We start from the raw sequence: 18,049 nt of genomic DNA, 5'->3' as shown, positions 1-18,049 counted from the left end.
CGACACGGCCATGTAGCTGCGTGCGCGTTCGCGTTCGTGGTTTCCTGGGAGGATCGTGGTCGGCTCATGCCTACGTTCGTCATAGAAACGAACGGGGGAGGTCTCATGCTGTTTCTCTCGATGCTGCAATACGTATGGGTCGCAGTGCGTCCGCTCGTTCTGGTGCGTGCCGCCGCACTGCGTCCGTTCCGTCGTCCGGCCCTGCTGGCCGAGATGACCTCGTTCTCTGTTTTCACCCATGCAGCTCAAGCGCAAGAAGCCCCGGCTTCCGCGCCGGCTGCAGATGCACTGCCGATCGCTGGCGGTGAACTGGATGACCGCTTCGGTTTCCACGGTCAATCGACCTGGGTTTGGCAAGCCAAGCCCGCGTTCAAGTCTCCGTACAGTGGCGACAACAGCCTGACCGGCGACCGCGCGATCAGCTACTCGTTCAGCACCACGCTCGATCTGGGCATGCGGTTGTGGAAGGGCGCCGAGGTCCACTTCAATCCAGAAGTCGTGATGGGCAAGGCTTTCTCCGATCTGCACGGGCTTGGCGGCCCAACCAACGGGGAACTTGCCAAGGTCACCGGTACCGACCCGACGCTCTACCGCGCCCGCGTGTTCCTGCGCCAGACCTGGGGTCTGGGTGGCGACACCGAAAAGGTCGACGCCGACTTCAACCAGTTCGCCGACGTGGTGGACAAGCGTCGCGTGGTACTGACCGTGGGCAATTTGCCCGTGCTCGACGTGTTCGATGCGGTGGAGTACGCCCACGATCCGCGCACGCAGTTCCTGAACTGGTCGTTCATGACGCATCCGTCGTTCGACTATGCAGCGGATGCTCGCGGCTACAGCTGGGGGCTTGCGCTCGAGTACATCGATAGCGAGCTTGGCTGGGCGGTGCGCGCGGGCCGTTTCCTCCAGCCGGTGGAGTCCAACGGCTTGCCGCTCGACACGCGTCTTCTCAAGCATTACGGCGACATGCTCGAACTGGAGAAGAGCTACACGCTGCTCGGCCAGGAGGGCAAAGTCCGCCTGCTCGGATGGCGAAACTTCGCCCGTATGGGCCGCTTTGACGATGCCCTTGCGCTCGGTCAAGCCACTGCGGGCCAGCCCGATTTGAGTCTGGTGCGGCGCGAGCACGCCAAGGTCGGCGTGGGTTTGTCCTTCGAGCAAAAGGTGGGTGAAAACTTGGGCCTCTTTACCCGATTGAACTGGTCGGACGATAAGACGGAGACCTATGCTTTTACCGAGGCGGGGCGCAACGTGTCGTTCGGCGGTCTGCTCAAGGGCACGGCGTGGGGGCGCCCCAATGATGTGGTGGGTGCGGCATTTTCGCTGAATATGCTGGGCCCGGATCACCGCGCCTACCTGGCGGCGGGCGGCAGTGGCGCGTTCCTGGGGGATGGCGCGTTGAACTACGGCCACGAGCGCGTACTCGAATTGTTTTACAGCTTTCAGCCGGTCAAGGGCCTTATGCTCAGCCCCGATTTTCAATTGATCCAGAACCCTGGCTACAACCGGGACCGCGGCCCTGCCAAGTTTTACGGCATGCGCGTCCACGCCGAGTTCTAAGACTTACGGAGGACCCATATGGACAGTCCGAGTCGACCTTATCCGACATTTCTTTCCTACTAGGCGAGTCCGCCGCACGGTTGTTCCCTGCTGCTGACTTGCCGCCCCGGCAAGGCAGCGGTGTCTGCATCGCTCCTTGATTGTCTGAATCTGCCGCCTTGGGTACGAAACCCATGCGCGGCGATTGCCGCATGCCGCGCACGCGTCGCGCCCATGCGGTCAGGAGTTGTTATGCGCAAATTCACCATTCCCGCCCGTCGTTTCTCGGCCATTGCGCTGCCGTTCAGCTCGCCGTTCGTGCAGGTCCGCGCTGGTGCGCCGGAGCGTGCCAACACTGCACCGGCCACGTCGGACCGCCGTGCTGATGACGGTGGCCAATCGCTCTCCAACCACGGCTACGCAGCAGCTGCCATCCGGCTGTCGCGCACCTACTGGTAATCCAACGACAGGTAATCCCTCACCCAATAACAAATCGGAGGTCGATATGACCCAAATTGCTACTGGCATCGACGCACCACCACGTCATGCCGCGCTTGATGAGGCGCATGTGGGCGACATTCGTGGTGCGCTCGGCACCATTGCGCACCACGATACCGGCGCGCGTGACGGCTGGCGTGCACGCTTGCGCACGCTCCTGGCCATCCTCGGCCCTGGCCTGATCGTGATGGTCGGCGACAACGACGCCGGAGCCTTCGGCACGTACACGCAAGCCGGGCAGAACTACGGCACCACGCTATTGTGGACGCTCATGTTGCTCATCCCCGTGCTGTACGTGAACCAGGAGATGGTGCTGCGCCTGGGTGCCGTCACACGCGTCGGGCACGCGCGGTTGATCTTTGCGCGCTTCGGCAAGTTCTGGGGCAGCTTTTCCGTCATCGACCTGTTCTTGGTGAATGCGCTGACGCTCGTGACCGAGTTCATCGGCATCAGCCTGGCGCTGGAGTACCTCGGCATCCCACGACATTGGGGCGTTTGCGCAGCGGCGGCGCTGGTGATGTTGGCCGCGTCCACGGGTGACTTCCGACGGTTCGAGCGCTTTGCACTAGCGCTGGTGGCTGGCAGTCTCACGCTCATTCCGATCTTTCTGTTGGTGCATCCGCCGATGGGGCAGGTGGCGCGCGATTTCTTCGTGCCTGCTCTACCGGCCGGTGCACCCCTGGCGGAAGTGATGCTGCTGATCATCGCCATCGTCGGGACGACCGTGGCGCCGTGGCAATTGTTCTTCCAGCAGAGCTACGTGATCGACAAGCGCATCACCGCCCGTTTCATCCGCTATGAACGCGCGGATCTGTGGCTGGGCATCGTCCTCGTGATTGCCGGCGCGGTGGCGATGATCGCCTTCAGCGCGCAGGCCTTTCACGGCACGCCGGAGTTCGGCAACTACACCGATGCACTTGGCACGGCGCATGGCCTGGAGCGCCACTCGGGCCGCTGGGCCGGTGTCCTGTTTGCGATTGCGCTGCTGGACGCCAGCATCATCGGGGCCTGCGCGGTGTCGTTGTCGACCGCGTATGCGATTGGCGATGTGTTTGCCGTACGGCATTCGCTGCATCGCAAGCCGACGGAAGCCAAGGGCTTCTACGCGATCTACTTCGGGCTGACCTTGCTGGCCGCAGGATTGGTGCTGACGCCCGGCGTGCCGCTCGGTTTGTTGACCAATGCAGTGCAATCGCTGGCCGGCGTGCTGCTGCCAAGCGCGACAGTGTTCCTGCTGCTTTTGTGCAACGACAAGGCCGTGCTGGGCCCGTGGACGAACGGCCGCGCGATGAACCTCTTCACCGGCGGTGTGGTGGCGGTGCTGGTGATGCTCTCGGTCATCCTGACGGCGGCTGTTTTGTTTCCGGGGATCGGTGAATTCGAGATCGGCGCCATCCTGATCGGCGGTTCGCTCATCGCCGTGGTCATGTCGCTGGTGCTATGGCGCATCGAGCGACGCAGGCACCGGCCGCACCATCCACAGCGCGTGAGCGTGCTGGATCGCAATCACTGGACGATGCCGCCGCTCGAGCAGCTCACGCCTGCCCGTTGGACGCCGCTCAAGCGCACGTGGATGTTTGTGCTGCGCGGCTACCTCGTGGTGGCTGCGGGGCTGGTGCTGGTGCGGATTGCCGGGTTGCTCGCCCAATGAGGCCGTAGGGAAAGCACAGGGAGGCCGCCTCGGAGGCCTCTCTCAGATGAGAATTGTTCTTATTATCAGCTCAATCTTCGGGCGCACATTTGGTGACAACGTCGGCTGCGCGCCACTGTGGCTGATTGTCGCAGTGCAACAACAGGCACTTTCGATGGGCTTACCCGCAAAGCCACGTAAACCCTAGCCCTGCGGTTAGGAAACCACTTGTCAATCGACGTCGTTTTCTATTTGCCTGAGCGGATAGCGCGATCAAAAGCGCCGTCTGGCGGTAAGATCGCGCCCGCATTCCACTTCCAATCGCGCTCCCCCGACGGGCGCATGACGCAGTGCCTGCTCCGACCTTTCACGCCCCCGATCTGTCGTCCGCCGCTTTGTGCGACGCGGCGGAGTTCGACCTCGCCCGTGCCCGGCACGAGCGAAGCCCGCCTCGCCAACTGAGGGCGTTGGGTTCAGTTTCTCCCTGACCGGCGCCTGATGTGACCGAAGATCCGCTGCTGCACCTCAGCTGTACTCGAGGCGCCGGTAGTTCGGTCTTCTCTCACTTCCCGCGTTTCTCCCCTTGTGGCCGCTGTCCGGGCTGCTGGGCTCCTGTGATGTTGGTGCGCATCGCCGGCGCAATTGTGCAAGACATGAAGAACACACTCGTTCCACATATGAAGCGGCTCCTCGCCGCAAGCCTCCCGCTCCTGCTGGCGGGTTGCAACCTGACGGTCCTGGACCCGAAGGGGATGATTGCGGCTGAAGAAAAGACGCTGATCCTGGTGGCGACCGGCCTGATGCTGCTGGTGGTCATTCCCGTGATCGTGTTGACGCTGGTGTTTGCGTGGAAGTACCGCGCGTCCAACACCAAGGCCCGCTACGAGCCGGACTGGTCGCACTCCAACGCCATCGAAGCCGTGGTGTGGCTGATTCCCTGCCTGATCATCATCGTGCTGGGCGTGATCACCTACAAGTCCACGCACGCGCTCGATCCGTACAAGCCGATCGAATCGGATGTGAAGCCCATCACGGTCGAGGCGGTTTCGCTCGACTGGAAGTGGCTGTTCATCTATCCGGAATTGAAGATCGCGACGGTCAATCAGCTCGCATTCCCGGCCAATACCCCGATCAACTTCAAGATCACGTCCGACACGGTGATGAACGCGTTCTTCATCCCGCAGCTGGGTAGCCAGGTGTATGCCATGGCCGGCATGCAGACCAAGCTGCACCTGATCGCCAACGAGACGGGCGTGTTTGACGGCATGTCGTCGAACTACAGCGGCTCGGGCTTCACGGGCATGAAGTTCAAGGCCACGGCCATGACGAACGAAGAGTTCGATGCCTGGGTGAAACAGGTGCGCGCCTCGTCGCAGAACCTGACCAAGGAAGGCTACGCCGAGCTGTCCAAGCCGAGCGAGAAGGTGCCGCCCGCGGCGTACGCATCGGTCGACCCGATGCTGTATCACAGCATCCTGCACAAATACATGGACAAGATGGGCGAAGGGGAGAAGGTCCTGACGCTCGACGAGGCGCTCGAAGGCGCCAACTGCACGACGGCCACGGCTGAGGCGGCAACGCGCCCGCTGCCGGTGCAGTCCGCCCTGCCTGCGCCCAAGAGCGCGGCCAAGAATTCCTAGGAGTTGACGATGTTTGGCAAGTTGAGTCTGGAGGCCATTCCGCTGCACGAGCCCATCGTGGTCGTGACGGTGTCGGCCATTCTGCTGGGTGGCGCGGGCCTGTTCGGCCTGATCACCTATCTCAAGAAGTGGACCTACCTCTGGAATGAGTGGATCACCTCGGTCGACCACAAGAAGATCGGCGTGATGTACTGCATTCTGGCCATCGTGATGCTGCTGCGCGGCTTTGCCGACGCCATCATGATGCGCTCGCAACTGGCAGTTGCCTCGGGCGGCGGTGCCGGCTATCTGCCGCCTGAGCACTACGACCAGATCTTTACCGCGCACGGCGTGATCATGATCTTCTTCATGGCCATGCCGTTGATGACGGGCCTGATCAACCTGATCGTGCCGCTGCAGATTGGCGCGCGCGACGTGGCATTTCCGTTCCTGAACACGCTGTCGTTCTGGTTGGCTGCTGCAGGTGTGGTGCTGATCAACGTGTCGCTGGGCGTGGGCGAATTCGCTCGCACCGGCTGGCTGGCGTACCCGCCGCTGTCGGAGCTGGCCTACAGCCCGGGCGTGGGGGTCGATTACTACATCTGGGCCTTGCAGATATCGGGCCTCGGGACATTGCTGACCGGCGTGAACTTCGTCGCGACCATCTTCAAGATGCGCGCGCCGGGGATGACGCTGATGCGCATGCCGATCTTCACCTGGACCGCCCTGTGCGCCAACATCCTGATCGTGGCTGCGTTTCCGGTGCTGACCGTTGCGCTGGCGCTGCTGGGTGCCGACCGCTATCTGGACATGCACTTCTTCACGAACGACGGCGGCGGTAACGCCATGCTGTACGTGAACCTGATCTGGATCTGGGGCCACCCCGAGGTGTACATCCTGATCCTGCCGGCCTTCGGCATGTTCTCGGAAATCGTCTCGACGTTCTCGCGCAAGAAGCTGTTCGGCTACACGTCGATGGTGTGGGCGACTGCCGCCATCACCGTGCTGTCGTTCCTGGTGTGGCTGCACCACTTCTTCACCATGGGCTCGGGGGCGAACGTCAACGCGTTCTTCGGCATCGCGACGATGATCATCTCGATCCCGACGGGCGTGAAGATCTTCAACTGGCTGTTTACGATGTACCGCGGCCGCGTCGAGCTGAACTCGATGATGCTGTGGACGATCGGCTTCATGATCACCTTCGTGATCGGCGGCATGACCGGTGTGCTGCTGGCTGTGCCGGGCGCCGACTTCCTGCTCCACAACAGCCTGTTCCTGATCGCTCACTTCCACAACACCATCATCGGTGGCGTGGTGTTCGGTTACCTCGCGGGTATCACGTACTGGTTCCCGAAGGCCTTCGGCTTCAAGCTGGACGAGAAGTGGGGCAAGCGCGCCTTCTGGTGCTGGTTCGTGGGCTTCTACACCGCCTTCATGCCGCTGTACGTGCTGGGCTTCATGGGCATGACGCGTCGTCTGAACCATACCGACAACCCGGCATGGCAGCCGTGGCTGATCGTCGCCGTGATCGGCGCCGCGATCATCGCCTGCGGTATCGCTTCGCAGCTCATCCAGATCTTCGTGAGCGTCCGCAACCGTCATGCGCTGGCTGATCTGACCGGTGATCCGTGGGGCGGCCGCACGCTGGAGTGGGCGACGTCGTCGCCGCCGGCGCACTACAACTTCGCTCGCGTGCCGGTCATCCGTGACATCGACGCCTTTGCCGACATGAAGGCGCGTGGGGAAGTGCCGACGCAGGTCGCACCGAGCTACGAAAAGATCCACATGCCGAAGAACACCGGCGCCGGCTTCTTCATCGGCATGTTCTCGATCGTGATGGGCTTTGCGCTGATCTGGCACATCTGGTGGATGGCCGTGCTGGGTCTGGTCGGCATGATCGGCAGCTTCATCCTCCGCAGCAACAACGACGACATCGATTACTACGTGCCCGCTCACGAGGTTCACGAGACCGAGTCGGCCTACTTCCAACGTATCGGTTCGCAGGCTTAAACCATGGCTTCCAATGTTCTAGACGGTCACGCCGCGCACGGTCACGCGCACGGCCACGACCACGCGCATGACCATGCGCACCACCACGATGCCGCAGACACCAAGGTCTTCGGCTTCTGGGTGTACCTGATGAGCGACTTGATCATCTTCGCGTCGCTGTTCGCCACGTTCTGCGTCCTGCGCGGTGCGACGGCCGGCGGCCCGACTGGCAAGGAACTCTTCGATCTGTCGTACGTGGCGATCGAAACCGGCATCCTGCTGGTGTCGTCCATCACCTACGGCATGGTGATGATCAGCCTGCAGAACGGCCGCAAGGATCAAGTGATGCTGTGGCTGGGCATCACCCTGCTGCTGGGTGCAGCGTTTGTCGGCATGGAAATCAACGAGTTCCACCATCTGATCGCAGAAGGCGCCGGCCCGAGCCGCAGCGCATTCCTGTCGTCGTTCTTCCTGCTGGTCGGCACGCACGGCCTGCACGTGGCGAGCGGCATGCTGTGGATCATCGTCCTGATGTGGCAGATCGGTGCCAAAGGCCTGACTCCGACCCAATCGACTCGACTGTCGTGCCTGAGCCTGTTCTGGCACTTCTTGGACGTGGTGTGGATCGGTGTGTTTACCGTCGTCTATCTGCTGGGAGCGATGTAATGGAACAGACCAACGCAACATCCGCCATCGCCCACGGCGAGGATCACGGTCATGCAGCCGGCGGCGCCGGCCATGCCACCGTCAAGGGCTACCTGATCGGCTTCGTGCTGGCGGTGATCCTGACGGCCATCCCGTTCAAGATGGTGATGGACGGCGGCTACTCGCACCAGACGGTGCTGGTGACGGTGATGGCTCTGGCGGTCGTGCAGATCGTCGTACACCTGATCTATTTCCTGCACCTGGATGGATCGTCTGCCCAGCGCTGGAACGTGATGGCTTTCCTGTTCACGCTGCTGATCCTGGCGATCGTCGTTGTCGGCTCGCTGTGGGTCATGCATAACATGAACGCCAACATGATGACGATGTAACGAGCCAGCCTGCCGCTGCATCGGAAGGGCGCCCCTGGTGGGCGCCTTTTCTTTTGCTCGAGCGGCCTTGAGCCCTGGGCTTGCCGTGCCCCGGCTTTGTTAAACTCGCCGGATTCCCCATTTCTGCGTTTCCCCCCGCAATTCCGCCATGTCACAGTACGTTTTCACCATGAACCGCGTGGGCAAGATCGTTCCGCCCAAGCGCCAGATCCTCAAGGACATCTCGCTGTCCTTCTTCCCCGGCGCCAAGATCGGCGTGCTGGGCCTGAACGGCTCGGGCAAGTCGACCGTGCTCAAGATCATGGCCGGCCTCGACAAGGACATCGAAGGCGAAGCCACGCCGATGCCCAACCTGAACATCGGCTACCTGCCGCAGGAGCCGCAGCTCGATCCCGCCAAGACGGTGCGCGAAGAAGTCGAGAGCGGCCTGGGCGAAGTGATGGATGCGCAAAAGCAGCTCGAAGCCATCTACGCCGCGTACGCCGAGGAGGGGGCCGACTTCGACAAACTGGCCGAAGAACAGGCCCGTCTGGAAGCCATCATCGCCGCCGGCTCCGGTGACAACGTGGAACTGCAGCTCGAAATTGCCGCCGACGCACTGCGCCTGCCGCCGTGGGATGCCAAGATCGAGCACCTCTCGGGCGGTGAAAAGCGCCGCGTTGCCCTGTGCAAGCTGCTGCTCTCCCGCCCTGACATGCTGCTGCTCGACGAGCCGACCAACCACCTGGATGCGGAATCGGTGGACTGGCTTGAACAGTTCCTCACGCGCTTTCCTGGCACCGTTGTGGCCGTGACCCACGACCGCTACTTCCTCGACAACGCTGCCGAGTGGATTCTCGAACTCGACCGCGGCCATGGCATCCCCTGGAAGGGCAATTACAGCTCCTGGCTCGATCAGAAAGAGACGCGCCTGAAGCAGGAAGAGTCGAGCGAATCGGCGCGCCAAAAGGCGTTGAAGAAAGAACTGGAATGGGTGCGCCAGAACCCGAAGGGCCGCCAGGCCAAGTCGAAGGCGCGTCTGGCCCGCTTTGACGAGTTGAACAGCCAGGAATATCAGAAGCGCAACGAGACGCAGGAAATCTTCATCCCGGCCGGCGAGCGTCTGGGTAATGAAGTGATCGAGTTTCAGAACGTCAGCAAGAGCTATGGCGACCGCCTGCTGATCGACAACCTGAGCTTCACGATTCCGCCGGGCGCGATCGTCGGCATCATTGGCCCGAACGGCGCCGGCAAGTCGACGCTTTTCCGCATGATCACGGGCAAGGAGCAGCCGGATTCGGGCACCATCAAGATCGGCCCGACGGTCAAGCTGGCTTACGTTGACCAGAGCCGCGATGCGCTTTCCGCAGACAAGACCGTCTTTGAAGAGATTTCGAACGGCTCGGACATCCTGACGGTGGGCCGGTATGAGACGCCATCGCGCGCCTACATCGGCCGCTTCAATTTCAAGGGCGGCGATCAGCAGAAGCATGTTGGCACCCTGTCGGGCGGTGAGCGCGGGCGTCTGCATCTGGCCAAGACGTTGATCTCGGGCGGCAACGTGCTGCTGCTCGATGAGCCGTCAAACGACCTCGACGTCGAAACGCTGCGTGCGCTGGAAGATGCGCTGCTCGAGTTCGCGGGCTGCGTGATGGTGATCTCGCACGATCGCTGGTTCCTCGATCGCATCGCCACGCACATCATCGCGTTCGAAGGCGATTCGCACGTCGAGTTCTTCCCGGGCAACTATCAGGAATACGAAGCCGACAAAAAGAAGCGTCTGGGCGAAGAGGGCGCGAAGCCCAAGCGCATCCGCTACAAGCCCGTTACGCGTTAAGCAGGCGCATCGGGCACAGGCGCGTCGAGGTTGCTGTCAAACTCAACGCGCTTGTGCGACCCGTCACAGAACGGCTTGTTCAAGGAGTGCCCGCAGCGGCACAGCCATGCCTGGCCTTCTTCTACGGCCAACTCGCGCCCGCCTTGGGTGGCGACCCGGAAGGTTCCCTTGATATGGTACGGCCCGTTGTTGCGGACCGTGATGACAACGTCGTCTGCCATGGCGGGTCCTCAGAAGAGCATGCCCTGCATGCGATACGCGAAGTGTCCGGGCTTGGCGTCGCGCATTAAAGCCATGAACTGATCCATGTCCATATGCACGACATTTTCGTGGTCGCCGGCTTCGAAGTAGACGTCGCCGTGGGCCATCAGACTGCTGTCGATGTAGGTGGGCATGCCGTAAGCCATGCCAACGGGTGGTACGGCGCCGGCATCGCAGTCCCGAAAGACTTCGCGCAACTCGGATTCATCCGCCAGTGTCAGGTCCAGGCGGCCAGTTTCCTTTTGCAATTCCGACAGATGCAGGTGATACGTCGATGGCAACACGGCCGCGACATAGCCGAGCTTGTCTTCGAGCAGCAGCGTCTTGGCCAGACGGTCGCCCGGGACATGTGCAGACTGCGCGGTCTCCGTGCTGGTATGGGTATGCGGATGGCGAATCACCTCGTACAGGCAGCCCTTGCTGCGCAGGCAGCCGTCGAGGGTGCTGGAGATCGACATGGCGTCCTCCCGTGTGATGTGCGGCCAGCGGCGGGATTGCAGGGGCCACTACGTCAGCATAGGTCGGTTTGCAGATTGCGCGGGCATTCGAGCATACAAAAGCAACGGGCCGCTCGTGTGAGCGGCCCGTTGCGGATGTAGCTGCCTGTTTCCGCCAGGCGTTAGCGGTCCCAGCCGCGGTGCCAGCCGTGATCGTGGTGCCCTTCGTGTTCGTGCCATTCGCGTTCGCGCCATTCGTGGCGGCGCCATTCGCGCTCACGCCAGTCGTCGCGGTCACGATAGTAGCCGCCATAGATCACCGGGGCCGGGGCATAGACCGGGGCAGGGCGATATACCACGGGCGGGGGTGCATAGACAGGTGCCGGGGCCACATACACCGGCGCAGGCACGCCGATCGCCACGCCGACATCCACATGCGCCAGCGCCGCCGTCGAGGCGCACAGCGCGGCGCCACCCAGAACGAATGCCAGCAGTGTGCGTTTCATGATGCTCTCCTTACGGTTGCGAGGCCGGGGCTGCTGTGCCGTCGACTTCGTGAATCAAATTCGTGATGCCATTCTAGGAACCGTCGGGCGCTTCAGGTGATACGCAAATCCTACGGATGTAACGGGAAGTAAAACGCCCCACCGGCAAGACGCTGGTGGGGCGCGGCACTTCAAGTGGGGTGGCGCGTTCAGCCCTATGCAGCTTCCCAGGCCGCACGCTGTGCAGATGACGACCACACCGCCAGGTGCAGCGCCGACAGGGAAAATGGATCCGACAGCAACACCAGCTTCTGCTTGCCCGTGAGCTTGTCCGGGCCAACCTCCAACGCATGGCGCACATGCGCCTCACGCACGGCAATCAGGCGCCGGTCCCTTGGAAAGCGCGCCGTGCCGATCGCGCACATCAGCGCGTTGGTGACGGGGTCGACCACGGCTTGGCGGAAATCCGGCATCGGCGGCGCATTGCGCAGGTGCTTGCGCGTGGCGCGCAACTCACGCGGCGGGCGCACTTCCTCGGGGATCATGAACAGGCGCAGCCGCCGCATGCGGCGTCCCAGGCTCACGCGGCTGGAGAACACCGACAGCGGGATCGACACGATGAGCGCACCCACGACCGGCGACAGCCACCACAGGAAGCTCGGGTTCAGCCAATACACGATTGCAGCCCAGACGATGCCGATGACGGTGTGCAGACCGTGGCGGCGCACGGCGTCGCCCCAATGCGTCTGTGCGTCTTCGCGCGGGGGCGATTTCCAATGCACCTTCCAGCCGAGGAACGCGGCGGTCACAAAGCGCGTGTGGAACAGCATGCGCACCGGCGCCGCCAGCACCGAGAATGCCGCCTCGATCGCCATCGACAACGCCAGGTGGATCGCCCCGCCAAAGCGTTTCGGCCCCTGCGCCCACAGTACAAGCACGCTCAGGATCTTCGGCAGGAACAGCACGGTGGCGGTGGCAGAAAACAGCGCGGCGGCTTTTTCCGGATGCCACTCCGGCCAGATCGGGAAGAGCTGGCGCGGCTGCGTGAAGTATTCGGGCGCGATCAGCGTGTGCTTGGCCAACAGGGCCGTCGACAGGATCAGGAACAGGAACCACAGCGGCGCGGACAGATAGGCCATGACGCCGGTGATGAACACCGCGCGGTGCACACGGTGGAAGCCCGGTGCGCCGAACAGGCGGAAGTTCATCAGGTTGCCGTGGCACCAGCGGCGGTCGCGGCCCAGCTCGTCGAGCAGATTGGGCGGCATTTCTTCGTAGCTGCCGTCGAGGTCGTAGGCGATCCACACGGCCCAGCCGGCCCGGCGCATGAGTGCGGCTTCGACAAAGTCGTGCGACATGATCTCGCCGGAAAGCGAGCCCTTGCCAGGAATGGGCGCCAGCGCACAGTGCTTGATGAACGGGTCCAGCCGGATGATGGCGTTGTGGCCCCAGTAGTGCGATTCGCCGAGTTGCCAGTAGTGCAGGCCGGCGGTGAACAGCGGCCCGTACACACGCGTGGCGAACTGCTGGATACGCGCATACAGCGTGTCGCGGCCGGCCGCGCGCGGGGCGGTCTGGATAATGCCCGCGCTGGGCGCGCCTTCCATCAACTGCACCAGGCGCGTCAGGCAATCGCCGCTCATCACGCTGTCTGCGTCGAGCACGATCATGTAGCGGTACCGGCCGCCCCAGCGCCGGCAGAAATCGTCGATGTTGCCGCTCTTGCGCTTCACGCGGTGGCGGCGCCAACGGTAGAAGATACGACCGAAACCATCGAGTGCGCGGCAGATGTGCAGCCAGGCATCGGCTTCTGCCGTGCGGATGTCCGGGTCGCCGGAGTCCGACAGTACGAAAAAGTCGAAGTGCTCCAGATGCCCCGTGCGCTGCAACGATTCGTACGTCGCGCGCAGCCCCGCGAAGACGCGCTGCACATCTTCATTGCAGATCGGCATGACGATGGCCGTGCGTGCGTCGTCGGGAATGGTGGCGTCGGGCGTGGCGCGGCGCGAGATGACGAAGCGGTCGCCGTGGAAGGCCAGCAGCAGGAAGCCGGTGATGGCCGTCCAGAAGCCCGCCGACACCCAGCAGAACAGCACCGCAAACAGCACGATGATGATGGCTTCGAGCCAGTCGGCGCCGTGGTACGGCAGCACCGTGCTCATCGCCCAGGTGGCAGCCACGGTCTGCGCGATCATCAGTGCGAGCAGCGTCAGGCGGCGACGCGCGCCGACGAAGCGCCAGATGCCTTTCGGGTCCGGCGAGTCAGGCGCTTCGTACGGAACCGGCTTCTTGCCGCCATGCATCCAGCGGTCGACGGCCTTGCGCGCGCGCCAGATCGGCCCGAGCACCCACGGCCACGGCACCATCGAACGGCGCGCAGGGGTGGGGCCGGTATCCAGGTGGATGCGGCCCTGGCTGTCGTGCTCAACGGGTGGAGCAGGTTGGGCGGAGGGCTCGGTCGATGCGGCATCGGCGCGCGTGGCGCCATAGGCGGCATCCAGACGCGAGCCTACGGAGGCGTAGGCCGGTGCGTCGGCGTCGAGCGAGGTCGTTTGCGCCGGGTCAAGCCGGGCGAGCGCACGATGCAGCTTGGCAAGCGCTGCTGCATCGTCGTCGCCGGCCGTGATGCCCGCATTGCGCAGCAGCGCAGCACGCGCATCGGGCCCCAGCGGCAGCGCATCAAGGTAATGGTCGGCCACAGACTGCGCTGTGGCAGGGCTGGTGGAGGGGGCGGTGCCGGCAGCACCGACAGTCTGGGCTGTCGTCACGTTCAGCCCGGAGGTAACAGGTAGCTCCACGTCTCGGAGAGTCCGGTGCCGCCGCTGCGCAGGTAACCGCGCAGTTCAACGGGTTTATCGTCGTCGACCCGCTTGAGGCGCACGGTCACGCGCCAGCCGCCGGTCGCGGTGTTGGGTTGACCGAAGATCGATTCGATCTTGCCGTTGGCATCTGCCGAAAACACCGGCTCAACCGGAGCGTTCGGCGCGAGCTTGGCCAGCGCCGGGCCTTCAAAGTCGACCACAAAGGCGATCGTATCGTCCGGCTTGCGCTCGTCGGGGCGCTTGGTGGTCCAGCCGTGCGAGCGGCGCGTCTGCGCAACCCAAGCCAGCGCCGGTTTCTTGTCGGCGTCCTTCTGCCACAGCAGGCGGTATTCGAGATTGAACGGCTGCTGCGGTTTGGGCGGATTCTCGGGCACCCAGTAGGCGACCACGTTGTCGTTGGTCTCGTCGGGTGTCGGAATCTGTACGAGTTCCACGCGGCCGGCGCCCCATTTGCCGACGGGCTCGACCCACGCGCTCGGGCGCAGTTCGTAGCGGTCGCCGATTTCCTGGTAGCTTGAGAACGCGCGGTCACGCTGCATCAGGCCGAAGCCGCCCGGATTGGTCGTCCCGAAGGAGCTGACCAGCAGGCGCTTGGGGTTCGTCAGCGGACGCCAGATCCATTCGCCCGTGCCGGACAGCACCGACAGGCCGTCGGAGTCGTGCACCTCGGGGCGGAAATCCAGCGCAGGCGCCGGTTGGTTCTCCCCAAAGAAGAACATGCTGGTGAGCGGCGCAATGGCCAGCTTGCTCACGTTCTCGCGCATGTACACCTGCGCCTTCACGTCGACCGCCGTATCGCTGCCCGGCTTGATGACGAAGCGGTAGGCACCCGTGGCGCGGCGCGAGTTCAGCAGCGCGTAGATCGTCAACTCCTTGGCGTTGGCGGCGGGGCGTTCGATCCAGAAATCGGTGAAGCGGGGGAACTCCTCGCCCGAATTGAGCGCGGTGTCGATGGCGAGGCCGCGCGCGGACAGGCCGTAGACCTGCCCCTTGCCGATGCCACGGAAGTACGACGCGCCCAGGAACACGATGACCTCGTCCTTGTATTTGGGCGTGTTCATCGGATAGTGCACGCGGAAGCCGGCAAAGCCGAGCTTCTGTACCTGTTTCGGATCGAGCTTGACCGGGCCGTAGTCGAACAGGCGTGGATCGAACCGGATTTCGCGCACGCCGGCGGGTGATACCTCGTTGATCTTCACAGGCTGGTCGTAGTACGAACCCTCGTGGAAGAAGCCGAGTTCGAACGGCAGCTTGTCGCGGCGCCAGTAAGCCTGGTCAGACTTGAAGCGGATTTCGCGGTACTGGTCGTAGCGCAGCTCACGCAGTTCGCGGGGCAGGGTATCGGCGGGCGCTTGGTACGGTTTCGCGGCCAGTTGCTTGGCGCGTGCGGCCACATCGTTGAAACCGAAGGCCAGCGCCGCATGCGCCGAAGCCAGCGCCAGCAGGCCTACGGCGAGCCGCGCATAGCCGGCTACCGAACGGGTGCGTGCCGCACGAGCGGCTCCCGGCGTGCGGGAGGAAACAGCGGAGGGAATGTTCAAAATGAGATCGCGTCTATGCGGCGGGCCGAGGAACGTGACGCTTCGGTCCTGCCGGTCATTCGTCTGTGCCGCCGAGATTTTACCCGCCGTACCTTTACGAGATCAAAACCGGCAACATTTTGATAATGTTTCCGGCCGCATCGGGCTGGTATCCGCGTCAAATGGCGTGTAACCAGGCGGTCTTTGGTGGGTCAGCCGTCCGGTTGACGGGAACGCACGCCGCCGGCCGTCGGTCAGACCCGCTTTCCCGTGCACCAGCATTCCTGCGTGGCACACTCTCGGCTCTTTCCCTCATGGAGTTCGCATGACCTGCTGGACGCGACGCGCCACCGCAACTGCCGCGCTTGCCCTCTCGACCTCGTTGCTCGCGCCCGTGGCGTTTGCCGCACCCGCAGCCAAGGCTGCTCCCAAGGCCGCACCACCCGCCAAAGCGGTGCGCGACCCCGGCGACGTGGCGGCGTTGCTTGACGTCTTCCCGCTTGGCAAGCCGCTGCGCAAGCTGCCCTCATGCGAAGACGTACGCGCGAACGGCGGCAAGGATGTCGCCGAATACTGCTCCGATGCGCTGGAATCGCATGGCCGCACGCGCTCGCTGGGCGTGCCTCAGGCATCGCGCCCCGAATTGATGGACGGGCCGCAAGCCGTGCTCCTGATTGACCAGGATGGCAACATCGCCGGCCTGTTCGTGCCGACGCGCGGCGTGGATACCGAACAGCGCGTGTTCCAGGCCCTGTCGGATCGCTACGGCAAGCCCGCACAGGAAGGCAAGGCGCCCCTCAAGCTCAAGTCTGGCAAGACAGTCGATTCGCTTCGCGCACGTTGGGCAGGCCAGCAGACGATCATCACGATGTACGCGATTCCTGAAGAGCCGCAGAACGGCACGGTGGAATTCCTTTGGGCGCCGCGCGCCGGGGCGGTCATGGACCAGATGCGCGCGGAAGTCGACCCGAATGCACCCAAGCCGGCTGCGGCGTCCGGTGTGGCCGCCTCCGCGCCCACCGGGACGGCCAAGCCTTCTGCAGGAAAGCCGACGCCTAAGCAGTGAGCTTACGAACACCCGTTCGTAGTTTTCGGTTACACCGCTTACACCCGCATGACGCCGGCGCCGCTCGCGCCGGCTTATAACGTCCACACGGCCTCACTAGCGAGGCCAAAGGACACTAATCATGAAAATCGTGGCTCTGGCCTTGTTGGCCGCGACGCTTGGGGGTTGTGCCGTGTATCCGGCACCGGTGGCTGTGGCGCCTGCGCCGGTCTATGCGGCACCGGCTTATCCCGCCTACTACGGCGGCTATTGGGGTGGGCCGTTGGTGTACTTCAATTACCACCACCGTTGATTGGCGGTCGGCTGATCGGCGCTTAGTCCGTTGAGCGCAAGCCCGGCCAGCCGGGTGCCAACGTCTGCGGCAAGCCCAGAAGGTCCAATACGCGCCCCACGGTGTGGTCGACCAGGTCGTCGATCGTCTTGGGGCGCTGGTAAAACCCTGGCACGGGTGGAAATACGATTCCGCCCATCTCCGTGACCGCTGTCATGTTGCGCAGATGCGCCAGATTCAACGGCGTTTCGCGCACCATCAGGATGAGGCGGCGGCGCTCCTTGAGCGTGACGTCGGCAGCGCGCGCAATGAGGTTGTCTGACAGGCCATGCGCGACGGCCGCCAGCGTCTTCATCGAGCAGGGCGCCACTACCATCGCTTCGGCAGCAAAGGAACCGCTCGCGATGGTGGCGCCGATATCGCGCACGTTATGCACGACGTGCGCCAGCGCTTCCACTTCTTCGCGTGCCATGTGCAGCTCGTGCTGCACGTTCATCAGCCCTGCGGGCGACATCAGCAGGTGCGATTCCACGCCGGCCGAGTCACGCAGGCCCTGCAGAACCTGCAGCAGCCGCACCCCGTAAATCGCGCCCGACGCCCCCGTGATCGCCACGATGATGCGGCGCACGGCGGGCGTTTGAGCGGTGGCGTTCGCGGTCTGGGTCACGCTGAAACGAGAACGCAGCTCAAGCAGCCAGCAGCGGCTGCAGTTCGCCGCTCTGGTACATCTCCATCATGATGTCCGAGCCGCCGATGAACTCGCCGTTGATATAGAGCTGCGGAATGGTGGGCCAGTTGGCGTAGTCCTTGATGCCCTGGCGGATTTCATCGTCTTCCAGCACGTTGACGGTGTGCGGACGGTCCACGCCGCAGGCCTTCAGGATCTGGATGGCGCGGCCCGAAAAGCCGCACATCGGGAATTGCGCCGTGCCCTTCATGAAGAGGACGACGGGGTGGCCTTTGACGATCTGGTCGATCTTTTCGTGCGTGGTGCTCATGGGGAGACTCGATTGGGTGAGGGGCGGCAGCCGGGTTCCCGAGCTGACATCCACATTGGAAAACCCC

17 protein-coding genes are annotated in these 18,049 nt (G+C 63.5%); 10 read left to right on the top strand and 7 right to left on the bottom strand.

Annotation, left to right across the window (positions count from 1 at the left end; all coding sequences use genetic code 11):
- Positions 1-105 precede the first annotated feature (105 nt).
- From AAHM38_RS10280 to ettA, 8 genes are all read left to right on the top strand, one after another.
- Positions 106-1,557, top strand: a complete 1,452-nt coding sequence (locus AAHM38_RS10280) for a carbohydrate porin (RefSeq protein WP_103519358.1) — start codon at positions 106-108, stop codon at positions 1,555-1,557.
- Between the two features lie 231 nt (positions 1,558-1,788).
- Complete coding sequence (locus tag AAHM38_RS10275) at positions 1,789-1,995, top strand: hypothetical protein (protein WP_012763069.1); 207 nt, start codon at positions 1,789-1,791, stop codon at positions 1,993-1,995.
- A gap of 46 nt (positions 1,996-2,041) precedes the next feature.
- Complete coding sequence (locus tag AAHM38_RS10270; RefSeq protein ID WP_012763068.1) at positions 2,042-3,685, top strand: Nramp family divalent metal transporter; 1,644 nt, start codon at positions 2,042-2,044, stop codon at positions 3,683-3,685.
- A 632-nt stretch (positions 3,686-4,317) separates the two neighbouring features.
- Positions 4,318-5,304: a ubiquinol oxidase subunit II gene (gene cyoA / locus AAHM38_RS10265; RefSeq protein WP_009277670.1), complete on the top strand. Its 987-nt coding sequence runs from the start codon at positions 4,318-4,320 to the stop codon at positions 5,302-5,304.
- Between the two features lie 9 nt (positions 5,305-5,313).
- The gene (cyoB, locus tag AAHM38_RS10260; protein WP_012763066.1) at positions 5,314-7,293 is read left to right on the top strand and encodes a cytochrome o ubiquinol oxidase subunit I; all 1,980 of its coding nucleotides are present in this window, start codon (positions 5,314-5,316) and stop codon (positions 7,291-7,293) included.
- A gap of 3 nt (positions 7,294-7,296) precedes the next feature.
- Positions 7,297-7,938 (top strand): cytochrome o ubiquinol oxidase subunit III, encoded by a 642-nt coding sequence (gene cyoC, locus AAHM38_RS10255; RefSeq protein WP_004634666.1) that lies wholly within the window; start codon positions 7,297-7,299, stop codon positions 7,936-7,938.
- The gene (locus AAHM38_RS10250) at positions 7,938-8,306 is read left to right on the top strand and encodes a cytochrome o ubiquinol oxidase subunit IV (RefSeq protein ID WP_004634669.1); all 369 of its coding nucleotides are present in this window, start codon (positions 7,938-7,940) and stop codon (positions 8,304-8,306) included. The genes cyoC and AAHM38_RS10250 overlap by 1 nt, the downstream gene beginning before the upstream one ends.
- 148 nt (positions 8,307-8,454) lie before the next feature.
- The gene (gene ettA / locus AAHM38_RS10245; protein WP_009241971.1) at positions 8,455-10,122 is read left to right on the top strand and encodes an energy-dependent translational throttle protein EttA; all 1,668 of its coding nucleotides are present in this window, start codon (positions 8,455-8,457) and stop codon (positions 10,120-10,122) included.
- Here the strand turns inward: ettA and AAHM38_RS10240 are convergent.
- The 5 genes from AAHM38_RS10240 to AAHM38_RS10220 form a co-directional block, all read right to left on the bottom strand.
- Positions 10,119-10,343, bottom strand: a complete 225-nt coding sequence (locus AAHM38_RS10240; RefSeq protein WP_004634673.1) for a CDGSH iron-sulfur domain-containing protein — start codon at positions 10,341-10,343, stop codon at positions 10,119-10,121. The genes ettA and AAHM38_RS10240 overlap by 4 nt on opposite strands.
- A gap of 9 nt (positions 10,344-10,352) precedes the next feature.
- Entirely contained in the window at positions 10,353-10,841 is a 489-nt protein-coding gene (locus AAHM38_RS10235; protein ID WP_004634675.1) for an aminoacyl-tRNA deacylase, read from the bottom strand.
- A gap of 161 nt (positions 10,842-11,002) precedes the next feature.
- Complete coding sequence (locus AAHM38_RS10230; protein WP_009241972.1) at positions 11,003-11,326, bottom strand: hypothetical protein; 324 nt, start codon at positions 11,324-11,326, stop codon at positions 11,003-11,005.
- A 194-nt stretch (positions 11,327-11,520) separates the two neighbouring features.
- Complete coding sequence (gene mdoH / locus AAHM38_RS10225) at positions 11,521-14,103, bottom strand: glucans biosynthesis glucosyltransferase MdoH (RefSeq protein WP_012763065.1); 2,583 nt, start codon at positions 14,101-14,103, stop codon at positions 11,521-11,523.
- A complete protein-coding gene (locus tag AAHM38_RS10220; RefSeq protein ID WP_049779123.1) occupies positions 14,076-15,662 on the bottom strand; it encodes a glucan biosynthesis protein G in 1,587 nt (528 codons plus the stop codon). The genes mdoH and AAHM38_RS10220 overlap by 28 nt, the downstream gene beginning before the upstream one ends.
- A 310-nt stretch (positions 15,663-15,972) precedes the next feature.
- On the opposite strand from AAHM38_RS10220, the gene AAHM38_RS10215 reads away from it, so the two are divergent.
- Both AAHM38_RS10215 and AAHM38_RS10210 read left to right on the top strand, forming a co-directional pair.
- A complete protein-coding gene (locus tag AAHM38_RS10215) occupies positions 15,973-16,713 on the top strand; it encodes a hypothetical protein (RefSeq protein ID WP_012763063.1) in 741 nt (246 codons plus the stop codon).
- A gap of 121 nt (positions 16,714-16,834) precedes the next feature.
- On the top strand, positions 16,835-17,005 hold the full coding sequence (locus AAHM38_RS10210) for a hypothetical protein (protein WP_012763062.1): 171 nt from the start codon (positions 16,835-16,837) through the stop codon (positions 17,003-17,005).
- Positions 17,006-17,027: 22 nt separating this feature from the next.
- Here AAHM38_RS10210 and AAHM38_RS10205 read toward each other — a convergent pair whose 3' ends face one another.
- Positions 17,028-17,651, bottom strand: a complete 624-nt coding sequence (locus AAHM38_RS10205; RefSeq protein WP_012763061.1) for a UbiX family flavin prenyltransferase — start codon at positions 17,649-17,651, stop codon at positions 17,028-17,030.
- 19 nt (positions 17,652-17,670) lie between these two features.
- Positions 17,671-17,982 (bottom strand): Grx4 family monothiol glutaredoxin, encoded by a 312-nt coding sequence (gene grxD, locus AAHM38_RS10200; RefSeq protein ID WP_012763060.1) that lies wholly within the window; start codon positions 17,980-17,982, stop codon positions 17,671-17,673.
- Between the last annotated feature and the right edge of the window lie 67 nt (positions 17,983-18,049).

The organism is Ralstonia sp. OTU4908, from assembly GCF_038440115.1.
Classification (GTDB): Bacteria; Pseudomonadota; Gammaproteobacteria; order Burkholderiales; family Burkholderiaceae; genus Ralstonia; species Ralstonia pickettii.
This window is presented reverse-complemented; position numbering and strand designations above follow the sequence as displayed.